Below are 21,016 nucleotides of genomic sequence, written 5' to 3'. Positions count from 1 at the left end.
CATGCGCCGCCTGTGCAGCCTTGTGAGGAACCGCAAGAGTTACGGCCTGGCTCGAAAAACTGCGCCTCGTCGGATCCGAACGACTAAGGCTTCGGCGCCAGGAACTGCGCCTCGCCGCGCCCGAAGCTCCAGTCCGCCGACTCATTCTCGCTCAGCACGATCATCACATCGTCCGGAGCAATCCCCGCGCGCTCGCCAAAGAGCTTCGTCAGCTCCGCGTAGAACGCCTGCTTCAGTTCCGGCGTCCGCCCCTTGCGCAGCGTCACATGCACCAGCGTGTAACCCTCGGTGCGGTTCATCCCCATAAAGTCCTGGCCGATGAACAACTCGCCCTCACCGTGCGCGGTCACGACAATAAAGCGATCGCCCTCAGGAATTCCAAACGCCGTGCGCATGGCGTCATAAGCCGCATCCGCAAGGATGCGGCGCTTGGCGGCATCTACGTGCTGATGAACTGAGATTCGTACGAGTGGCACTTCAAACTCCTGCGGTTACGTTACATCCTCTTGAGGGCCAACGGCCCCCATACCACCCCAGGAAGAGCACCTTATGACGGTGAACGACCCAGGCTCCAGCACAATCTCTGCACGGCGAAGACTACACCGCAGCCGCCCGTTCTTTCTGCGCCGCCCGCTTCGTCTTCCACCACTCCTTGATCCAAATCTGCGCCGGATGTTCCACCCACTTGCGCGCCGCGACAGCCAACGCCACCACCAGCACATAGCTGATCCACGGATCGAAGCGCGCCAGATGCAGATGCTCCATCACCTTGTGCTGCTGCAGCAGCAGCATCCCGTTGAAGTGCAGCAGGTACAGCGCGTAGGTCGAAGTCCCAATCACCAGCAGCGGGGGAAACGAGAACACCCTCGCAAAAAATCCCGGCCCTGACAAACTCAGGATCATCAGCGCGAAGATCGGCGTCATCAGCCCGCCGTGGATCAGGATGTACGGCGTCCGTTCCACCAGGTGATACACCATGCCATACGCTGCCCCAAAGCCCACCACGCCCGCGATCGTGCGAGCCCGGGCAGTCGGCCGCCATGTCTCCAGGATGTGCCCCAGCGTCAGCCCCGCCAGGAACGTGCAGACGTACGGCAACGGTGTGTACTTCAGCGTGTTGATCCAGATGCCGTCCGAGTAGCGATCCGCCATCGCCGCCAGGTGGTCCGGATTGCGCACGATGTACACCGAGTGCGGAATTAGCCCGATGATCCAGAAGCCCGCGAACATCGCCAGCAGCTTCTCCATCGACCGCGGCCACCGCAGCCGCACCAGCCAGGGGAACGCGAGGTACAGCATCACCTCGCAGCTCAGCGTCCACGTCACCGTCATCCAGAACGTAGCGAGCCGCGGAAACCACCCCTGCATCAGCAGCGGCGTCGCAATCACACCCTCCCAGAACTGCTTATGCGAGCGCACATGCCACTCGTTGATGAGGAACGGGATCGATACCAGCATCGTCAGCGCGTAGATCGGATAGAGCCTCGACAGCCGCGCCATCCAGAAGTCCACTGCATTCACCGGCTTCTCGCGGAACGAGTAGTTATACGAGAGGATGAATCCCGAGATCAGGAAGAAGAAGCTGACGAAGACATACCCGATGTCGATGAGCGGATACAGCGATACCCACGGATGCGCCTCCCAGCGCAGCCCATTGGGCGTGAAGTGGAACAGCAGGATCGTCAGCGCGAGACACGTGCGGATGCCTGTAAGCCCGGGCATCGGAGGCCTGCGCGTCTCTGCCGCTGGCGCTGTCGACTCCGACGGCAAGTCACCCACAGCCTCTTCGGCCGTGCCCAGGGGCGTGCCTTCGTATTCCTGACGATCTTCGATAGCGGCGAGCGCGGGACTCATGAACTCCTCTGACTCCAGATGAGACGCGAACCTTCGCTATGCCGTCGCGCCAGCCCGGAATTATCTGGGATTATCTTCCGACGCGCTGCAGCCGAACCCACAGGCCACCATACGCTGTCCGCCGCTCCAACCACCCGGCAAGTGCATGACAGCACGAAGAATAGGACTTTACTATCCTACATCCGCCAGCATTCGGATGCCCCTGTCTCGAACAGGTAGGCTCGCAGGGATTCCGTCCCACCAGAATCACCTCTGCCATCTGGCCGACCGGCATCTGGGAACTGAAGAGAAAACTCGCAGCTCACAACTCCCATCTCCAAACCCAGCTCCAAACCCACAGCTCAGAACTCAATCCTCATGCATTGGCCTTGGCCCTTGGCACTTGCCACTACTTCACATCCACGTGCGCAAACCCCAACCCCTCGAGCAGCGCCGTCACCGTCGTCCGCGCATTCTTCGACGCCGCATCCAGGATCCCGTCCGTCAGCGCCGCCTGCTGCAGATCGCCCTGCGCCTTCTGCCGCACCGCCGTCTCCAGGTTCGGATCCGCCTTCACCAGCAGCCCCGTATCGCGCTGGTAGACACGCGTCTTCTTGTTATCCAGCGTCGTAAGAAATACCTGCGACGCAGGCAGCGTGAGATGGATCGTCCGCCCATCCTTGCCCTCGCTGATCTGCACACTCTCCGGCTTCAGCTGGCTCAGGTCTACACCCGCAATCGTCTGCCCATGCACGATCATCAGCAGCCGGTCGCCCGCCAGCGCATCCGGCAGCACCGGGCTCGACTCATTGCCCTCCACCACCGTGTCGGTCGAATAGACCACCGTCTCCAGCCGGTTCAGCCGCTCAATCTTGTCGATCACATCGGGAGCCGTCACAATGGTCATCGGCCGCCCCGAGATCATCGACGCCAGCCGCCCTGCAAAGCCCGATCGCGCCTGGTGCACAAAGACCCCCAGCACAACCCCGCCAAGAACAATGGCCAATAGCACGCCGAAGAACGCCCCGCCGCTCCGCCGCCGCCCATCCCGGTAGTCGTATTGCATCGTCATCACGAACTACTGTACAGCCACGCGCCGGAAATGCCATTTTGAAATGGTAAAATGGCATTCATGAATGCCACGGTAGAGATCGATAAAGCCGGCCGCATCGTGGTCCCCAAAAAGGTCCGCGACGCCATGCGCTTGCGCGCCGGAGACAGCCTGAAGCTCGAGTTCTCGGATGAGAAGATGACGCTTCAGAAGCCGCGCCCACGCGGACTCTACGAAGACCGGGGCCTGCTCGTGTACGACAGCGGCGGTCCCCCGATCACCATCGAGGACACGCTGCGTCAGATCGACGAGGTTCGGGACGCCCGCATGAGATTTGTGCAGGGACCCGGCCTGCGCAAATGATCTTCCTCGACACCTCGATCTACATCGCTGCGAGCCTAGCTCGACACGAGCGGCACGCGGCGTGCTTCGAATTGCTCTCAGATACGATCTCGAAGCGACGCAAGATGGGTTGCGGCGCGCATTCCATGGCCGAGCTGTATTCGGTGCTTACGCGAATGCCACGCCCGGACCGCGTCTCTCCTACCGATGCGATCGCTATCGTCGATCGCATCGAGTCACTCACCACGCTCGTTAGCCTGTCCTCGGCAGAACAAATGGTCGTAGTCCGGGATTGTGCAGCCCGCAGGCTCGTAAGCGGGATCGTGCATGATGCCGGCCTCGTAGCTTGTGCGCAAAAAGCTAAGGCAACCGCGATCTATACGCTCAACGTGCGGCATTTCCGCCTGGCCGCCCCCGACCTCTCAAGCATCATCCTGGAACCTACGCCCTGATCTCCGCCTTCACCACACCCTCCGCCTTCTTCAGCCCGCGGTTCGCATAGCTGGCCTTCACAAAGTTCCGGAACAGCGGATGCGGTTCCAGCGGCTTCGACTTGAACTCCGGATGGAACTGGCAGCCCAGGAAGAACGGGTGCGTCGGGATCTCCACGATCTCCACATACGTCGCATCGGGCGTCGTCCCGGTCAGCTTCAATCCGCCGCCTACGAGCACCGCCTCATACTCGCGGTTGAACTCATACCGGTGCCGATGCCGCTCGCTGATCGTCGTCGTCCCATACGCCTTCGCAGCCAGTGACCCTGGCTCCAGCACACACTCCCACGCGCCCAGCCGCATCGTTCCGCCCATCTCTTCCACGCCCGTCAGCTCGCGCAGCTTGTAGATGATCCGGTGCGGCGTCGCCGGATCGAACTCGCCCGAGTTCGCCTTCGTCAGCCCGCACACATTGCGCGCGTACTCGATGCACGCCGTCTGCATGCCCAGGCAGATCCCGAAGTACGGCACGTTGTTTTCGCGCGCATAACGGATCGCATTCAACATGCCCTCGATGCCGCGCTTACCAAACCCGCCCGGTACCAGGATGCCGTCGAACCCCTCCAGCTGCGATTGCACCGCCGGCGACTCATACGTGTCAGCCTCGAGCCCTTCGGCTTCCACCCACACCACCTTGAGCTTCAGGTTCTCCGCCAGCGCGCCATGCACCAGCGACTCCTTCAAGCTCTTGTACGAGTCCTCATACTCCACATACTTGCCCACAATCCCAATCACGACCTCGTCCACCGGGTTGTAAGCCCGATGCACGATGTCGATCCACTTGCTCAGGTCCGCGGGCTTCGCCTCGATGCGCAGATACTTCAGCACCAGATCGTCCACACCCTGGCCCGCGAAGTTTAGCGGCACTTCGTAAATGCTCGGCACATCGCGCGCAATGATCACCGCCGCCTGCTCCACATTGCAGAACGCCGCAATCTTCTCGCGCATCTCGCGCGGCACTTCGCGGTCCGCGCGGCACAGCAGGATGTCCGGCTGGATGCCGATCGACAGCATCTCCTTTACCGAGTGCTGCGTCGGCTTGGTCTTCAGCTCCTGCGCCGCCGCAATCCAAGGAATCAGCGTCGTGTGGATGAACAGCGTGTTGTCGCGGCCCAACTCCTGCCGCATCTGGCGAATCGCCTCCAGGAATGGCAGCGACTCGATATCGCCCACCGTGCCGCCAATCTCCACCAGCACCACGTCGACATCGCTCGCCGCCGCGACCTTCTTCGCCGCGTTCTTGATCTCGTTGGTCACGTGCGGGATCACCTGCACCGTCTTGCCGAGATAATCCCCGCGGCGTTCCTTGGTGATGATCTGCTCGTAGATCCTGCCCGTCGTCAGGTTGTTGTCGCGGCTCAGTCTCGCATGCGTGAACCGCTCGTAGTGCCCGAGGTCCAGGTCCGTCTCCGCGCCGTCATCGGTCACGAACACCTCGCCATGCTGGAACGGCGACATCGTGCCCGGATCCACGTTCAGATACGGATCGAATTTCATCATGTTGACACGGAGTCCGCGAGCTTCCAGAAGGCAGCCGATGGACGCAGCCGCCAGCCCCTTGCCGAGGGAAGACACAACTCCGCCCGTTACAAAGATGTACTTTGCTGACATTGCGGCGACCTCTTTAATTGTGAGTTTGGTTGGTGCTTGGTGGGCACGATCAAGTATATCCCAGCCCGTCTGTGCATCCCCCGGCACGCGGAGTATAGTGACCGCATGGCTGCTCTTGCCCAGATCACGCCTCCGCAGGAGGCGATTCGCGAAGCGCTCGCCTCCCTCTCGCTGCCGGAAGGCGTTGCCCTCCACGCCGTGGAGCTAAGAGAAAACGGTTTCGGTGAGCCGTCCTGGTTCATCATCTACGCAGTCGAGCCTATCCACCTCTCCGACGAAGATCGGGCGAAGCAGCTGTCCGAGGTGGTAGATCGGACACTTCGCGCGCTATCCGCCTTGAACCTTCCGTACTTCGAGTACGTGGATTTTGTTGCCGCCTGATCATGGCGCTCCACGATGATCTGCTAAGAACCGCGCGCCTTTTGGCCACTCTCAATAGTCCATCTGCGCAAAGTACGCAGTCATCGCAGGCAGACCTCCGTCGTGCCGTCTCAACGGCATACTATGCCGTCTTCCATCTCCTGATCGCGGAGTCCTTATACCTGCTGCTGCCCTGGGCATCCTCGGCAATGTCGGCGCGGGTCGGTCGTTCCTTCGGACACAAAGAGATGGCGGGTGTGTGCCGCGCCTTCGCAAGGCGGCTTTTGACCAACGAGCTTCAGGATCTGCTGAAAGAAACCGTCTCTCCCGATCTGGAGAAGGTGGCGACGCTCTTCTGTCAGCTTCAACAGGCCCGCCACGACGCCGACTACAACGTGAGTTTCGTTCCGGTTCGGACCGTTGCGCTGTCACGCGTAGCAGAAGCAGAGGAAGCGTTCCACCGCTGGAGCGCACTCCGCGACACCCCCGAGGCGCGTGTCTTCCTCACGGCTCTTGCCTTCGGAAGCCGCTGGTCGAAATGAACATGCGCACGGCGCTTCTCAGCCTCGAAGCCCGCCTCTACACCCATCTCCGCCGTGTAGCCGACGACCGCCTGGCCGCTCGCGCCCTTCTCTCCGGAAAGCGCCCCAAACCCGACCACCTCCTCACCGGCGAACGCGGCGAAGACGCCGCCTTCTTCTGGCTCCGCGAACGCGGCTGGCAAATCACCGCCCGCCGCTGGCGCGCGCCTCGCGGCCCCGGAGACCTCGACCTCGTCGCCTGGACGGAAACCCAGCAAGGCCCCACCCTCGTCGTCTTCGAGGTCAAAGCCCGCACCCGCCGCGACCTCTATCCCGCCCAGGCCCAGGTCGACCCCGCCAAGCAGCGCATCCTCCGCCGCGTCGCCCGAGCCTATCTCCGCCAGTACCCCGACACCGAGCGCGAACAACTCCGCATCCGCTTCAACGTCGTCGCCGTCTACCTCCTCGGCGATAAGGTGGAGTGCGAGCTCTACGAAAACGCCTTCCCCCTCCGCGAGGATTATCCCCACCGCCGCCAGGCACTTCGCTAACCGGCGAAGGCGGCTACCGGCTGCAGGCCGCTAACGTCCGAAGGACGCTGCCCCCAAACATCCGATTCCCCCGCCTCCGGTGTCTAATAGTTTGCGAACACCCTTCACCGTCGGCGAAGGGTCACGACATCGATCTCCAAGGACGACCGCCATGAGCAGCCTGATGAACGCCCCCGCCTTTAACCCCGCCAAAGAGAAGCGCAACAAGCGCATCCTCATCGGCATCGGTGCGTCGATCGTCCTTCTCATCCTGCTCACCTTCGTGGGCTACGTCACCGGCCACGGCTGGGCCTTCTCCAACTTCCCCGCGCAATATAAGGTCGGCCGCTTCTTCGACGCCCTCGAGGCCAAGGACTACGCCAAGGCCTTCGGCATCTACAACAGCGACCCCACCTGGCAGCAGCATCCTGACAAGTACAAGGACTACCCGCTCGCCCGCTTCACCGAAGACTGGACCAACTACAGCCCCATCAAGGAGCCCATCACCCGCCACCACGTCGACGCCTCCGCCACCGACGGCAGCGGCAACTTCGGCACCGGCATCATCGTCGCGGTCAACGTGAACGACAAGAAGGAGATCTTCCTCTACTACCTTCGCGCCGATGGAACTCTCACCTGGCCCGCGCCCCACGAGCTCACCCGCTACTAGGGGACGGCGTACGCCTGGACGGGAGTATCTGACAGATGCAGGTGGCTCCGGACTTCCGCCCTCGCAGATGCGAGTTCCGTCTGAAACGCAGGTGAAGCAGCGATGAGACCGTACAGCGATGAGGCGATGAGGCGTGACGCCGCAACATCGCTCGGGAAATGAACGCCGCACACTACGCGGTTCTGTGCGTACTGGTCCAGGCGATGGAGGATCTCCGGTGAGCGCTCGGGAGCGATCTGGGTGAGTGCCAGTGCCTCCAGCGTGCCAACCATGCTGTGCCCACTGGGATAGGAGTTGGAAGACGTCTTCTCGCAGACAGGATGGACCTCCGCCGACGTGACAAACGGACGCGGCCTCCCGAAGCGGATCTTCAGTGGGTTGTTGATCACCCCGGAGGCCTCGCGCAGGTGCTGTGAGAACGCGGCTGTTCGCGGCAGCTCGGCCGCGTTGAACTTCGGCCCGAGGATCGACGCGAAGACGAACATGTCTTCTTCCTTGTCGTCCGCCTGGGCCTGCTGAATCTGCGAGGGCGTGCGAGTGCGCTGTGCGAGCAGGACGTCCTTCATGTCCTGCAGATCACGCTCCGAGCCCGGCGCCGGAGGAGCAGGGGTGAGCGCGATGAAGTCAATGGTTTGCGCATCGAACCACGGGCTGGTCCGCGCCGGCTTCGCGGGAGAAGCCTGTTGCGCACCGGCTACAGAGGTAGAGAGAAGGAGAAGAAGGATCAATCGCAACGGGCGGCCTCTCCTACAAAAGGGATAAGAAAAGGCAGACCGGCGCTAACCGGTCTGCCTGGGTTGGTCCACGCGGAAGTTATTCCGCGCGGCGGGTGAGGCCAATCTGGAAGGACACCGTGATGCTCCGGCCAGGGAGCAGAGTAAGCGTGTCACCAGCGTTAGGAGTAAACGTCGTTCCGGCAGTTGCGGCGGTGAGGCCGGTGATGCCCTGCGCGTTGAAGAGGTTATTGAGGCTGAGGCGAAGCTTCGATTCTCCGAAGTGCGGAATCTGATGGACGTTGTAGTTCAGGAACAGATTCGACAGCGTGAACGGCGAGATCGGAATGACCTGGCTGGCAGTGATGCTGGTCGTCTTCGTGTCCTTGGTGCCGTCCGTATAGCTCAACACCACGGGAGCCTTGTTGTCATTCCACATCGGGCCGATGCGCTTCGTGAACCAGCCAAAGTCAAAGCCGTGCGCGTTGTAGGTCAGGCCCCAGGTTTCGGTGTTGGCCGGAGTGCTGGCCATCCACACACCGTTGTTGGGATTGATGTAGTACTTGTTGCCGGTCGAGGTGCCCGTGAGGATGCTCTGGCTGGTGTAGCGCGCGGAGCCGACCGTGCCGTTAAGGTAGACGAGCAGGCCGTGCGTGAGCGAAACGTTGGCTTCGCCCTCAAAGCCCTTGGTGGTTGAGTTGCCGGAGCTCTGATACTCGCTCGAACCTGCGGCCCCTGCGTTTGGATCCGGAGAGGCGGTGTAGCCGTTGCCGAAGAGCACATAGTAGAAGTCGCCGTCGAGGGTGAAGCGACGCTGCTTGAAGACCGAGCCAGCCTGATAGGTGTAGGCCTTGGTCTGCTTCGGCAGCACGCTGACAGGATTGATGAGTTGGGCGCCAAGACCACCAGCGGTGTTTGCCACGTCGAAGACGCTGGACGGAGGAATGAGGCTGCCGGTGCCAAACTGCGCGTAGGCCGACCAGTTCTCGCGGAAACGGTAGTTCACGTCCGCCGAAGGCAGCGCGGTATTGTAGGTCGCGTAGTGATAGGCCGCTGTCTGTCCTGCCGGGAGCGGACCGATGGCGCCACCGTTATCGGCCAGCTGCTTCAGGTCGAACGTATAGCGCGAGAACTTCGCTCCGCCGGTGACCGTGAGCTTCAGCGTGGGGTGCCACTCGTACTCGGCGAAGGGCTGGTAGCTGTTGGTCCAGAAGAACTCGTTGAAGTTCGGCACCACCGTATCCGCATGGGTGATCGGATCCTGCGGAATCTGGTGCCGCGACGTCGTCGCCCACTCGTACCAGAGACCCGTGCGGAAGATGCCGTACTTCGACACCTGGCTCACTGTCGTGATGTCGCCATACTTGCGATAGCTGTTCAGCTTATCCGTACCGCAGTTCTGCGTGCCTTCCGGTAGGCAGTTCGTCGCCGAGACTACACCCGTCTTGGGTGTCGCAGCGTAGTTCTGCTGGTTGTAATAGCTATACGTGTACTGCTTGGTGTCCACGTGCCAGCCATGGCCCAGCGGCATGATGAACCCGACATACTCGAAGTCCGAGGGGATGTGGTAGTAGTTGTAGCCCGCATAGTCCGCGCGGGTGGGATCGGTGTTCTGCAGCAGGTAGTTGTATTGGGCCAGGTACTGGGTACGCGTGGGTCCCTTGGTGTTGGGGGTGTTGGTGTCGAGCAGGCCGACGCCGCTATAACCGGTCAGGATCTTCTCATCGTTGAACCGGTATTCCACCTTGATGTCGCCGGCCGAACGCATCTGCGCGTTCCAGGTTTCAAAGCCATCCGATGTCAGGTGGTTGAAGTCGGCGAGAAAGTGCGTCTTCTTGTTGGCGCCGAGTGCTCCGGAGTTGATCTGGACGTCCGTCAGGATGGTGTTCCACGAACCGTAGCTCACCGAGCCGATGATGTCCGGGTTCTGGCGCAGCGTCTTCGAAAGCATGTTGATCGAGCCGCCGAACGGCGTCGGCCCAACGGTCGAGGCGGTGCCCGGCGAGCGATCGAAGTCAACGCTGCCGATAAACGGTGCGGGGAAGAACGCCCAGGAGTGATGCGTGGGTGAGTTCGTATCCTCGTAAGGGATGCCGTCGAAGGTAATGTCGTAGTTGCCGTCGGAGAAGCCGCGGAAGAAGTTCTTTGAGTCGCCCAGGCCGCTGCCATTGGGGTTCACGGAGAACGTGCCCGGCGCGAAGAAGATCATCTCGGTGTTGTCGGCCGTGGGAGTCGTGTAGTTCTCGATGAAGTGCGACGTGATCTCCGTACGCGCGGAACGGGCATCGAGACGAGCGTCCATGGGGGCCTGCTGGGCGGCGACGGAATTCGACGCGTCGGCCTGCACTTCTACCATCTGTTCCAGGTTTCCGATGCGCAGAGTGACAGTCAGATCCGTAGGTTTGTCGGCAGCGATCGTCACGCTCGTTTCGTGCGTGGTCGCAAACCCGGGCGCATCCGCGTCGAGGATATAGCTACCCGGAGGCATGTTGCCAAGCGCAAAGTGACCGGCATCATCGGCGACGGCGCTGCGAGTTACCTTATTGTCGGGCGAGTGAACCGCGATCTTCGCGTGTGCAACCAGTGAACCCTTGCTGTCGACAACAGATCCTGTGATCGACGGGGCTGTTTGCGCTGAAAGATTAATTGCGAAAAGAATGCTGGCGGCTGAAAGCGCAGCAAGATGCAAGCGTGCGGAAAGCACAGGCAGGTCTCCCTCAAAGTAGTGATGCGAGGAAGTTAGCGGGATTTTATGGACTGATTGTGACGTTACAGTTACAGTACGGTTTAAAGGAGCTTAAGGAAATTTTAAGGTTATGGAGGCGTGTCGGTCCCGAATGACGATCCATTCCAATCTTCATTGAGTGACAGTGATCACCCTCCTTATCGTCCTCGAGCGATCAGACCAAGACCCACCTCAGTTTCAACGCCACCTTCATCACGGCGCCCATCGCCGGAGCGGACTCCATCAGCATCCTCCCCGGCCGCAGCATCATGATGTCGGTCACCTTCGGCCTCAAGCCCAAGGGCCGCTAACCCATAACCACATCACCAAGTAATACGCGAGGGACGCCAATTCGGCGTCCCTCGTTGTTGTTATCCACGTCCATCAGTCCAGAGCCTATCGCTTCACCGGGGCTCGCCGACCCGACGGCGAAAATAAACCGCCCTGTGCGGTCGCGATCGCAGCACCCGCCGGCGTCAGGTGGTTGGAGTCCGCGTACAGCGGCACGCCGTTCGCGATGATCTCGCAGCTCGTAGCATCGCAGAGCCTGTCATACGCACTCCAAACACGCGCTCCCGTGGAACCCGCGATCCTGTCCAGAACACCGCGCATTCGAATCTCATCCGACGTCCGCACATGAGCCTCGCGTTCGAATTGCGGCCGTGGAGACGCGACCAGGTCTGCCCCAAGCTGTCGCAACGGGATCGCATTCGCCAACGCGATCAGCCGCGGATCCGCATCCAGCGTCGGATCATCATCCAGCAGCACCACCGCCTTCCCCGCCGATCGCATCCGCTGCACACTATCGCGAAGGCCAGCCTCCAGGTTCCTCCAGCTGTCCTCCAGCGTCCCGCCCGTCTGGCCATGGAACAGGTACAGCGAGCCTCGATTGCTCGGCGCGAACGGCCGCAGCCACGACGAAGCGAATACCACCAGCACCACGTCCGGATCGGACACGAGCTCCCGCAACACATCCTGGTTGAAGCTTTCGCACTGCCCGCGATACCCATATGTCGCCGTGGCGAGGCCCGTACTCGGACACGCCTGCTTGGCGTAGATCACCAAAGCGTCGCCGGAACGCGAAGCCCCATCCCGAAGAGAACTGCCCAGGGCCGTCGCATGGCTGTCTCCCAGCAGCGCCACCGTGGGCTGGTGCAGATGCGCCGGGCCACACAGCGAGCCTCGCACCGGCGTCGTCGCCGTGTCCATGCCAAGACACGTCTCGTAGGTGCCGACACTTGTCTCAATCGCCTCCGCGCGGCTGTATCGGCCATGCCATCCATGCGCGAAGATGAGAACTGCACCGACGGCTGCGATCGCACCCGAGGTCGCCGCATAGCGCCATAGCGTCGCTCCGCTTCCAGCCGCACGCCGGAAAGGCACCTCGATATAGCGATAGGACAGCACGCCCAGCACCAGCGACGCACCCACCAGCAGCGCCCGCACGGATGCCGTCATATGCTCTCCCGAAAGAATCGCGCCAAAACTCAACAGCGGCCAGTGCCACAGATAAATCGAGTAGGAGATCAACCCCACCACCACCAGCGGCCGGAAGGACAGCACCCTCCGGTTGATCCAGCTTCCCTGCGCTGCGAGCACCGCAACTGCACCCGCCACCGGCGCCAGCGCCGCCAGCCCCGGGAAGGGAGTATGAGCGTCGTACACGAACGCCGAGACCAGGATCGCAGCAAGTCCCGCCACGCCGAGAAGTTCGTTCGTGACCCTCGTCTTCCTCATAGGTCCGCCGCGTTGCACCTCGACGATGCCCAGGATCGTTCCCGCGCCAAGCTCCCACCACCGGTACGGCAGCAGGAAGAACGCCGAACCCGCGTGGTCATGACGGATCGCCAGCACGGAAACGATCAGCGAGATCACGCTCAGCGCCCACAACACCGGGAGCGCCAGGCTCCGCCGGAAGCGCAGCACCGTCACCACCACGACCGGGAAGAACAGGTAGAACTGTTCCTCGATACCCAGCGACCACGTCATCAGCAGCGGTTTCAGCTCAGCCGAGGGCGAAAAATACGACGTCTCGTACCAGTAGAAAATATTGGAAACCGAAGCCACGCTGGCCACTACCTGCGCTGCCAGGGACTTCAGCTCCCTCGAATCGAGCAGCAGGCAGCCAAGCACCAGCACCGCCACGATGACGGCCAGCGCCGCCGGAAGAATTCGTTTCGTACGCCGGATGTAGAAGTCGCGGTAGCTGAACGTGCCGTTCGACACCTGCTTGAAGACGTGGGATCCGATCAGATATCCCGAGATGACGAAGAACACATCCACGCCCACAAAGCCGCCCCCGAGAAAGGGAACCCCGGCGTGAAAGAGAATGACAGCAAGAATCGATATAGCACGTAGCCCGTCGATATCGGGCCGGTAGTTGACGCGTCCTTGTGTTCTGAACCAGGAAAATCCAACGGCTCCACCGTCATTGGACTGTGACAATTCGGGGTCCCCTTTTCCATTCGCATGGAACTGGCCTTGAGGCTTAATATGGTGAGGGCCGCGCCGCGTTGGCTCGCGCGGAAGGCATGCTGCGTAAGTCGTTGAAGGGCCTATAGCTCAATGGTCAGAGCAGGGGACTCATAATCCCTTGGTTCCAGGTTCGAGTCCTGGTGGGCCCACCACTTCGCCACCCGGGTCTCTTCCCCATCCCTTCACTGCTTCCAGTTCGTGCCCGGGGTCGTCCCCGTCTCTCCCGGAGCTGACGGCTTGATGTTCTCTTCCGCCGGCTTCTCCGTTTCCTTCGCTACCGGAGCCTCAGGAGGCGCCTCGGGGCCGCTTCCCTGCCGCGTGGTCTCCTGCTGCGTGGTCTTCGCCGGTGCGCGCTCCGTGTTCCTGTTCGGGCTGCTCTCTGTGCTCATCGACCACCACTCCTTGCCAGAACACCGGCTGAGCGTACGATGCCGCCACGAGCCTCTCCGCCGCCCGGCCCGGAGATTCTGTCGCACTCCAGTACCCCCCCGCGTAGACGCCAAGGCCAAATCCCGCCACGCGCAGGCCGTTTACCTCCTCGGCAACCTTCGCCTCCAGCCGGCCCCCCGCCACTCCCGCCGCAGCTATGCTGGAACTGCCGTTCCTCCCACCGTTCAGGGCAGGCGAGCGCCTGACCGCACTATCGTTCCCGAAAAGGGCGGTGACCCATCCATCTCCCCTGCCCTGAAACGAAACAATCCAGGCATCTGACCGTTAGATAGAGGCAGATCAGATCGGCAGAGAGCAAGGACCGGCCATGAGGCCTGCCACATTCCCCTGCCTGCGCTCCAACCCTGTCTCTCTGTTTGCCTGCCCAATCCCGGCGCTGTACTCCTCGGTGTCCAGCGCCACGTCCTACTCGGTACGATCTCGGGCCAGCTCTCACTCCACCGGTTCTTTTGACCGCGAGGCAGCGCCGGGTCTCCCTACCAACCACAACCTCCACCGCACGCTTGCCAGCCTCCGCCAGTGAGGGCCTCAACAGGAAGACATGCTCCCCATGAGATCCAGTCATCGTTCCCTTTTTCGCGCCGTCTCGGCCACACTCCTTGCCGTAGCCGTCAGTGGAGCTTCCGGCCAGTCCCAGGCCCAGGCCAGCCGCTCCCGCATCACCGCCGCGATCGACAACGGTAATCGCGTCACCCTGGCCCATTCGAAGTCCGCACGCGCCGTCGCCGCCTTCGATCGCGGTCCGGTGGAGAGCTCGTTCCAGCTTCAGGGGCTGGAACTGAGCTTCACGATGAGCGACACCCAGCAGACTGACCTGGGTTCGCTGCTCGCCGCCCAGCAGGATCCCTCCTCGGCGCTCTACCACCAGTGGCTCACGCCCACGCAGTTCGCCGCCCGCTTCGGCATGTCCGACGCCGACCTCGCCACCGCGCAGGCCTGGCTCTCTTCGCAGGGCTTCAGCGTCACCGGCGTCAGCCCCAACCGTCTCGGCATCTCCTTCAGTGGGACCGCCGGCCAGGTCGCTGCCGCGTTCGGAACCTCGCTGCATTACTACCGCAGCCCCACCGAGACCGAGGCCCACTTTGCCCCCGCGTCCGATCTAACCCTTCCCGCCGCGCTCGCAAGTGTCGTCTCCGGCGTGCGTCACCTCTCCAACTTCCGCCTGAAGCCGCGTGCGGTTCTCGGACAGCCGGTTGCCGTCAAGCCCAACTACACCTTCGCACCCAAGGATCAACACTTCCTCGTTCCGGCGGATGTCGCCACCATCTACAACGTCAAGGCGGCCTATAACGCCGGCTACACTGGCGCGGGCCAGACCATCGCAGTCCTCGGCCAGTCGGCCATTGTCTCCAGCGACATGACCAACTTCCAGACCGCTGCAGGTCTGACCGTAAAGGCCCCGACGCTCACCCTGGTACCGGGCACTGGCACGTCTACGATCAACCCGGGCAACAATCCGGCATCGGGCGACGAGGCCGAGAGCGACATCGACCTGGAGTACTCCGGAGGCATCGCCCCGGGAGCCACCATCAACTTCGTCTACACCGGCGGCGCCCTCGATTCGCACGGAGATCCGATCTATGGCATCTTCGACGCGCTGAGTTATGCCGTCCAGGCCAAGCCCCCGGTCGGCCAGGTCATCACCCTCAGCTATGGAGAGTGTGAGTTCGCCGCAACCAATGGAACCAACCAGGTTGCAGGCTCAGGCTCCGACGTCGCGGCCATCGAGGTCATCCTGCAGGAGGCCGCCGCCCAGGGCCAGACCTTCGTCAATTCCTCCGGCGACACCGGCTCGACCGCGTGCGCCGGCGACTTCGGCAACTCCGGCTTGACCCCCACCGAGCTCGGCTATGAGCAGATGCTCAACGTTAGCTATCCTGCATCCAGCGCCTACGCTGTTGGAGTGGGAGGCACCGAGTTTCCCGCAGCCGATGTCGCTGCCAACAACACCACCTACTGGGCCTCCGCGAGCACTTCGAATGTCATCGGTTCCGCGCTCTCCTACATCCCCGAGCAGGTCTGGAACGACGACAGCACCACACCCTTCGCCAGTGGTAACTCGCTCGGTAACTATCTCTCGGCCGGCGGCGGTGGCATCAGCACGCTCTTCGCCCGCCCCAGCTGGCAGACCGGTGTGGCTACCACCGCGGCAGCCTATCGCCTCGTCCCGGACGTCTCCCTGGCCGCCTCGCCCAGCTATCCCGGCTACCTCTTCTGCTCCAGCGACTCCCAGTCGACCGGGGTCTCCGGATCCTGCGCCAGTGGCTTCCTGACCACTACCGGTTACGCGGAGATTGGCGGCGGCACCAGCTTCGCCGCACCCCTCTTTGCCGGCCTGGTCGCCATCGTCAATCAGTATCTCAATGACACTGCCGGCCAGGGCTTGGTAACGTCGAAGCTGTATACGCTGGCAGCCAACTCCACTACCTATGCCTCCGCCTTCCACGACGTCACCTCCGGCGGCAATGAGTGCACCGTCGGCGTCTCCCTCTGCGGCAGCGGCAATCAAAACTCCCTGTACACCGCCGGCACTGGCTACGACATGGCCTCCGGCCTGGGCTCGCCGAACTTCTACAACCTGATGACGGCCTGGGGCCCAGCTGGCGGGTCAACTTCGACCAAGTCCTTCACCGTGGCCGCCACTCCCACGGCACTGACCCTCGCCGCCGGCTCCTCCGGCACCTCGACCATCACCGTAACCCCCGCCGGCGGCTACACCGGAACCGTCGCCTGGACCATCACCTCCAGCCCCTCGATCACCAACGCCTGCTACACCTTGCCCTCAGCCGTGGTCACCGGAACCACAGCCGCTACCGCCACGCTCACCATCCAGACCAGCAGCACGAGCTGCACGTCCGGCACCTCCTTCATGGCCCGGCTCGGCGCGGGCAACATCGCCTCAGCCTCCGCGCCACAGCAGCCCAGCCACAGCAGATTGCCGGAGGGCATCGCCCTCACCGGCCTGCTCGTCACTGGCTACTTCGGCCGCCGCTCCCGCAAGCTCAAGGGTCTGGTCGCCATGGGCCTCCTGATGGTCGGCGGCCTCTCGCTGACCGGCTGCTCCGGCGGAACCTCCAACAACTCCGGCGGAACCACCACCATCACGACCACGAACGCCACCAAGAACGTCTACACCCTCACGATCAAGGGCACGGACACCACCACCTCGACCATCACCGCCAGCACCACGCTGACCCTGACGGTCGACTAAGCCTGAACGAGCACCGCTTCCCCCGACGCCCTCACTCCGGTGAGGGCGTCTTCTTTCGCGCCCACACATCTAATCTTTGGGCTTTGGGGCCGGCTGATCCTCATTACCTTCGTTCCGCAGTCCCCGTTTTGCACGAACTCTTGGTGCTCTCCACAACGCCCTTTTCGGTACCCTGAAACAGGCCATTCATGTTGACGTAACAAAAGTCCGCAATTGCCGCGGATTCCCGGCGGTTTCCACAAGAAAACCCCAAGAAAACCGCACCTCGATGCCGAAACGGCCGCGCAGGTTACCGCCGTAAGGGTATCTGCGTAGACACCACAAGATCTAGTTGCTTTATACTTGACTCGTACCAGATGGAGCGGTACTTTCACACTCACCGCTGGTTCTGGTGAAGCCGCTTTTCTTGGCCGGACCGCTCGCACAACAGGCCTTATTCGGTCTCCGGTCCGGCAACATATGCCCGGGCCGCAGGTTCTGCTGCGCTTGTCGGTCTGGAGAAAAGCCCTTACGACCCGCGACGGAACACGAACCCCGATCTTTGTTTCCCAGACCTAAGCGTCTTATTGTCTTCAGCCCGGCCGGTTCTCCGGCCCTGCACCACTTTTTCTTCGCATAACTCTCCGCCGGGAGGTACCACACACGATGTCCGAAATCAGCAACACCGCAGTCCACGCCCTTGATGAAGCCCTCAGCCCCTCGCCCGCAGCGCACAGGCCTGCGCCCGGCCATGCCCCCGGCCTTTCGTTTACCCGCCACTTCACCCGCCCAGGTGTATCGCCCCTCGATGAAGTCGCGTGGGAGCTCCGCGACGCCGTCATCCAGGACTACAAGGGCAAGCTCATCTTCGAGCAGAAGAACGTCGACGTTCCCGCCGACTGGTCCATGACCGCGACCAACATCGTCGCCTCCAAGTATCTCCACGGCCGCGTCGGAACCCCCGAGCGCGAGTCCGGCGTCCGTGCCCTCATCAGCCGCGTGGCCGAGTCCATGCGCGACTGGGGCATCCGCGACGGCTACTTCGCGTCCCAGGAAGACGCAGACATCTTCTTCGCCGAGCTCACCCACCTCCTCGTCAACCAGAAGGCCGCCTTCAACTCGCCCGTCTGGTTCAACGTTGGCTGCGATCGCCTCGAACCCAACTCCGATGCCCAGAACTGGCATTGGAACGCCGAGCAGGGTAAGGTCCTCTTCTCGACCACCGGCTACAGCAATCCCCAGTGCTCCGCGTGCTTCATCAACTCCGTCGGCGATTCGCTCGACTCCATCCTCACCCTCGCCAAGACTGAGGGCATGCTCTTCAAGTGGGGTTCAGGCGCAGGCTCCAACCTCTCCGCGATCCGCGGCAGCATGGAAACCCTCTCCGGCGGTGGCACCGCTTCCGGCCCGCTCAGCTTCATGCGCGGCTTCGACGCCTTCGCCGGCGTCATTAAGTCCGGCGGCAAGACCCGCCGCGCCGCCAAGATGGTCATCCTCAACGTCGATCATCCCGACATCGAAGACTTCATCCAGTGCAAGGTGAAGGAAGAAGCCAAGGCCTGGCACCTCATGCAGGCTGGCTACGACGGCTCCGGCCCCGACTCCGAGGCCTTCGCCTCCATCTTCTTCCAGAACGCCAACAACTCCGTCCGCGTCACCGACGAGTTCATGCACGCCGTCGAGACCGACAGCGACTTCACTACCCATACCGTCAAGGATCGCAAGGACGTCAAGACCTACAAGGCCCGCGACCTCATGCACCAGATCGCCGAAGCCACCTGGCAGTGCGGCGACCCCGGCATGCAGTACGACACCACCATCAACCGCTGGCACACCTCCAAGAACACCGCCCGCATCAACGCCAGCAATCCCTGCTCGGAGTACATGTTCCTCGATGACTCCGCCTGCAACCTGGCCAGCTTCAACCTCATGAAGTTCCTCACCCCCGGCGGCCAGTTCGACGTCGAGAGCTACCGCCACGCCATCCGCGTCGTCACCACCGCGATGGAGATCATCGTCGACGCCGCCGGCTACCCCACCGAGCAGATCGCCAAGAACTCGCACGACTACCGCCCGCTCGGCCTTGGCTACGCCAACCTCGGCGCGCTGCTCATGAACTTCGGCCTGCCCTACGACTCCGACGCCGGCCGCGCCTTCGCCGCCACCGTCACCGCCATCCTCTGCGGCGACGCCTACGCGCAGTCTGCGCGTATCGCCGAAACCTGCCCCTCACTCGGGGCCGCAACTCCGCTCACCCAGCGCGCGCACATCGAAGGCGGCGCCTGCCCCGGCTTCTACGTCAACCGCGAGCCCTTCCTCGACGTCGTCCGCATGCACCGCGCCGAGGTCAACAACATCGATAAGAACCTCAAGCCCGTTGGCGTTGGACACGAAGACTCCCTCGGCTTCATCGCTCCCCAGCTCGCCGAGATGAAGGCCGCCAGCCAGGCTGCATGGGATGAAGCTCTCGTCCTTGGCGAGCGCTTCGGCTACCGCAACTCCCAGGTCACCGTCCTCGCTCCCACTGGAACCATCGGCTTCATGATGGACTGCGACACCACCGGCATCGAGCCCGATCTCGCCCTCGTCAAGTACAAGAAGCTCGTCGGCGGCGGCATGATCAAGATCGTCAACAACACCGTCCCCGGAGCCCTCTTCAAGCTCGGCTACTCCGAGCAGGAAGTCGAAGGCATCGTCAACTACATCGACGCCACCGGCACCATCGAAGGCGCACCCGGCCTCAAGGCCGAGCACCTCCCCGTCTTCGATTGCTCCTTCAAGCCCGCCAAGGGAACCCGCACCATCTCCTGGACCGGCCACGTCCGCATGATGGCCGCCACGCAGCCTTTCCTGTCCGGGGCGATTTCCAAGACCGTCAACCTCCCCAACGACTGCTCCGTCGACGACATCGCCGAAGCCTACATGGAATCCTGGCGTCTCGGCCTCAAGGCCGTAGCCATCTACCGCGACGGCTCCAAGGGAACCCAGCCCCTCAACGTCTCCGCCCAGACCGACGCCGACAAGAAGGGCACCGCCGTCACCTCTACCGAAGCGGGTAGCCCATCCTCTGCGCAGCAAAGGGTGGGGTCGGAAGCCGCACAGGCCTCAGCGGAAGCCGCCGCAGCCCTGACCGCTGCTCTCGCCAGCGCCCAGGCCGAAGCGACCGCAGCCAACCAGGCCAAGGCCGCCCTCGAACTCCGCGTCAAGGAGCTCCTCGCCACCGCTGGCTCCGCCCACGACGCCGCCGACCAGACCGCACCGCCCCGCGCCGTGCGCCATCGTCTCCCGTCCGAGCGTGCCTCCATCACCCACAAGTTCCGCATCGCCGACCACGAGGGCTACCTCACCGTCGGCCTCTACCCCAACGGAACCCCCGGTGAGATCTTCATCCGCATGGCCAAGGAGGGCTCCACCATCTCCGGCCTCATGGACTCCTTCGCCACTGCCGTCTCCATGTGCCTCCAGCACGGCGTGCCGCTGAAGCTCCTCTGCGAGAAGTTCGCCCACACCCGCTTCGAGCCCTCCGGCTGGACCGGCAACGAACAGATCGGCTATGCGAAGAGCATCATGGACTACCTCTTCCGCTGGATGCAGCTCCGCTTCCTCTCCGGACACCAGCTCGACCTCTTCGCCAACATGCGTCCGGCGGCGAGCCTGTCGCAGAGCGTCCCGGTCGCGGGTTCCATCACCGGAGCCGACAGCTCCGTCACCGCGACCACCCCTTATTTGTCATCCCGCAGCGAAGCGGAGGGACCTGCAGTTTCCTCCCACGAACCCACCAGCTACGCCGGCTCCACCGCCGAACAGCTCAACGACCGCCGCGCCCCGCAGCAGGGCATAGCAAGCGAGCCGCAGGCGATGATCTCCCGCGACATCATCGCCTCGAACGGCATCCCCACCACCGGCACCCTCAACGTCGCAGACAACGGCCTGTACCACGCCTCCGACGCGATGAAGGGCATGTACGACATGGGCGACGCCCCCTCCTGCAGCACCTGCGGAGCCATCATGGTCCGCAACGGAGCCTGCCACCGCTGCATGGAATGCGGAAGC

Annotated in this window: 16 protein-coding genes and 1 tRNA gene; 9 read left to right on the top strand and 8 right to left on the bottom strand. The window is 62.7% G+C overall.

The window, feature by feature from the left end; genetic code table 11:
* Positions 1-83: 83 nt before the first annotated feature.
* From AC5E6W_RS16300 to AC5E6W_RS16290, 3 genes are all read right to left on the bottom strand, one after another.
* On the bottom strand, positions 84-476 hold the full coding sequence (locus tag AC5E6W_RS16300; protein ID WP_491753385.1) for a tautomerase family protein: 393 nt from the start codon (positions 474-476) through the stop codon (positions 84-86).
* A 121-nt stretch (positions 477-597) separates the two neighbouring features.
* Entirely contained in the window at positions 598-1,854 is a 1,257-nt protein-coding gene (locus AC5E6W_RS16295) for an acyltransferase family protein (protein WP_491753384.1), read from the bottom strand.
* Positions 1,855-2,242: 388 nt separating this feature from the next.
* Positions 2,243-2,905, bottom strand: a complete 663-nt coding sequence (locus tag AC5E6W_RS16290) for a DUF4230 domain-containing protein (RefSeq protein WP_491753383.1) — start codon at positions 2,903-2,905, stop codon at positions 2,243-2,245.
* Between the two features lie 51 nt (positions 2,906-2,956).
* On the opposite strand from AC5E6W_RS16290, the gene AC5E6W_RS16285 reads away from it, so the two are divergent.
* The gene (locus tag AC5E6W_RS16285) at positions 2,957-3,247 is read left to right on the top strand and encodes an AbrB/MazE/SpoVT family DNA-binding domain-containing protein (RefSeq protein WP_491753382.1); all 291 of its coding nucleotides are present in this window, start codon (positions 2,957-2,959) and stop codon (positions 3,245-3,247) included.
* On the top strand, positions 3,244-3,678 hold the full coding sequence (locus tag AC5E6W_RS16280) for a type II toxin-antitoxin system VapC family toxin (RefSeq protein WP_491753381.1): 435 nt from the start codon (positions 3,244-3,246) through the stop codon (positions 3,676-3,678). Before AC5E6W_RS16285 ends, AC5E6W_RS16280 begins: the two co-directional genes overlap by 4 nt.
* Here AC5E6W_RS16280 and pyrG read toward each other — a convergent pair.
* Positions 3,668-5,329, bottom strand: coding sequence for a CTP synthase (pyrG, locus tag AC5E6W_RS16275; protein WP_491753380.1), 1,662 nt, complete (start codon positions 5,327-5,329; stop codon positions 3,668-3,670). The genes AC5E6W_RS16280 and pyrG overlap by 11 nt on opposite strands.
* Positions 5,330-5,434: 105 nt before the next feature.
* On the opposite strand from pyrG, the gene AC5E6W_RS16270 reads away from it, so the two are divergent.
* The 4 genes from AC5E6W_RS16270 (at position 5,435) to AC5E6W_RS16255 (ending at position 7,410) form a co-directional block, all read left to right on the top strand.
* Positions 5,435-5,710 (top strand): hypothetical protein, encoded by a 276-nt coding sequence (locus AC5E6W_RS16270; RefSeq protein ID WP_491753379.1) that lies wholly within the window; start codon positions 5,435-5,437, stop codon positions 5,708-5,710.
* A gap of 2 nt (positions 5,711-5,712) precedes the next feature.
* Complete coding sequence (locus AC5E6W_RS16265; protein ID WP_491753378.1) at positions 5,713-6,231, top strand: hypothetical protein; 519 nt, start codon at positions 5,713-5,715, stop codon at positions 6,229-6,231.
* Positions 6,232-6,233: 2 nt separating this feature from the next.
* The gene (locus tag AC5E6W_RS16260; protein ID WP_491753377.1) at positions 6,234-6,761 is read left to right on the top strand and encodes a YraN family protein; all 528 of its coding nucleotides are present in this window, start codon (positions 6,234-6,236) and stop codon (positions 6,759-6,761) included.
* Between the two features lie 151 nt (positions 6,762-6,912).
* Entirely contained in the window at positions 6,913-7,410 is a 498-nt protein-coding gene (locus tag AC5E6W_RS16255) for a hypothetical protein (RefSeq protein WP_491753376.1), read from the top strand.
* Here AC5E6W_RS16255 and AC5E6W_RS16250 read toward each other — a convergent pair.
* The 3 genes from AC5E6W_RS16250 to AC5E6W_RS16240 form a co-directional block, all read right to left on the bottom strand.
* Positions 7,407-8,144, bottom strand: a complete 738-nt coding sequence (locus AC5E6W_RS16250) for an acid phosphatase (protein ID WP_491753375.1) — start codon at positions 8,142-8,144, stop codon at positions 7,407-7,409. The two genes, AC5E6W_RS16255 and AC5E6W_RS16250, sit on opposite strands and share 4 nt — an antisense overlap.
* Positions 8,145-8,223: 79 nt before the next feature.
* Positions 8,224-10,827 (bottom strand): TonB-dependent receptor, encoded by a 2,604-nt coding sequence (locus AC5E6W_RS16245; RefSeq protein WP_491753374.1) that lies wholly within the window; start codon positions 10,825-10,827, stop codon positions 8,224-8,226.
* 417 nt (positions 10,828-11,244) lie between these two features.
* Positions 11,245-13,293, bottom strand: coding sequence for an acyltransferase family protein (locus tag AC5E6W_RS16240; RefSeq protein ID WP_491753373.1), 2,049 nt, complete (start codon positions 13,291-13,293; stop codon positions 11,245-11,247).
* A 106-nt stretch (positions 13,294-13,399) separates the two neighbouring features.
* On the opposite strand from AC5E6W_RS16240, the gene AC5E6W_RS16235 reads away from it, so the two are divergent.
* Positions 13,400-13,475: transfer RNA gene (locus AC5E6W_RS16235), tRNA-Ile, on the top strand.
* A 30-nt stretch (positions 13,476-13,505) separates the two neighbouring features.
* Here AC5E6W_RS16235 and AC5E6W_RS16230 read toward each other — a convergent pair.
* Positions 13,506-13,712: a hypothetical protein gene (locus AC5E6W_RS16230; protein ID WP_491753372.1), complete on the bottom strand. Its 207-nt coding sequence runs from the start codon at positions 13,710-13,712 to the stop codon at positions 13,506-13,508.
* A gap of 611 nt (positions 13,713-14,323) precedes the next feature.
* On the opposite strand from AC5E6W_RS16230, the gene AC5E6W_RS16225 reads away from it, so the two are divergent.
* Both AC5E6W_RS16225 and AC5E6W_RS16220 read left to right on the top strand, forming a co-directional pair.
* Positions 14,324-16,984 carry a S53 family peptidase gene (locus AC5E6W_RS16225; RefSeq protein ID WP_491753371.1) on the top strand — a complete coding sequence of 887 codons (2,661 nt, stop codon included), beginning with the start codon at positions 14,324-14,326 and terminating at the stop codon, positions 16,982-16,984.
* Between the two features lie 645 nt (positions 16,985-17,629).
* Positions 17,630-21,016, top strand: a 3,387-nt coding sequence (locus AC5E6W_RS16220) for a vitamin B12-dependent ribonucleotide reductase (protein ID WP_491753370.1), incomplete at its 3' end; no start/stop codon positions are given.

The sequence above is a fragment of the Bryocella sp. genome, assembly GCF_058498515.1.
Note: the sequence above shows the minus strand (reverse complement) of the source record. Positions and strands in the feature narration are given on the sequence as shown.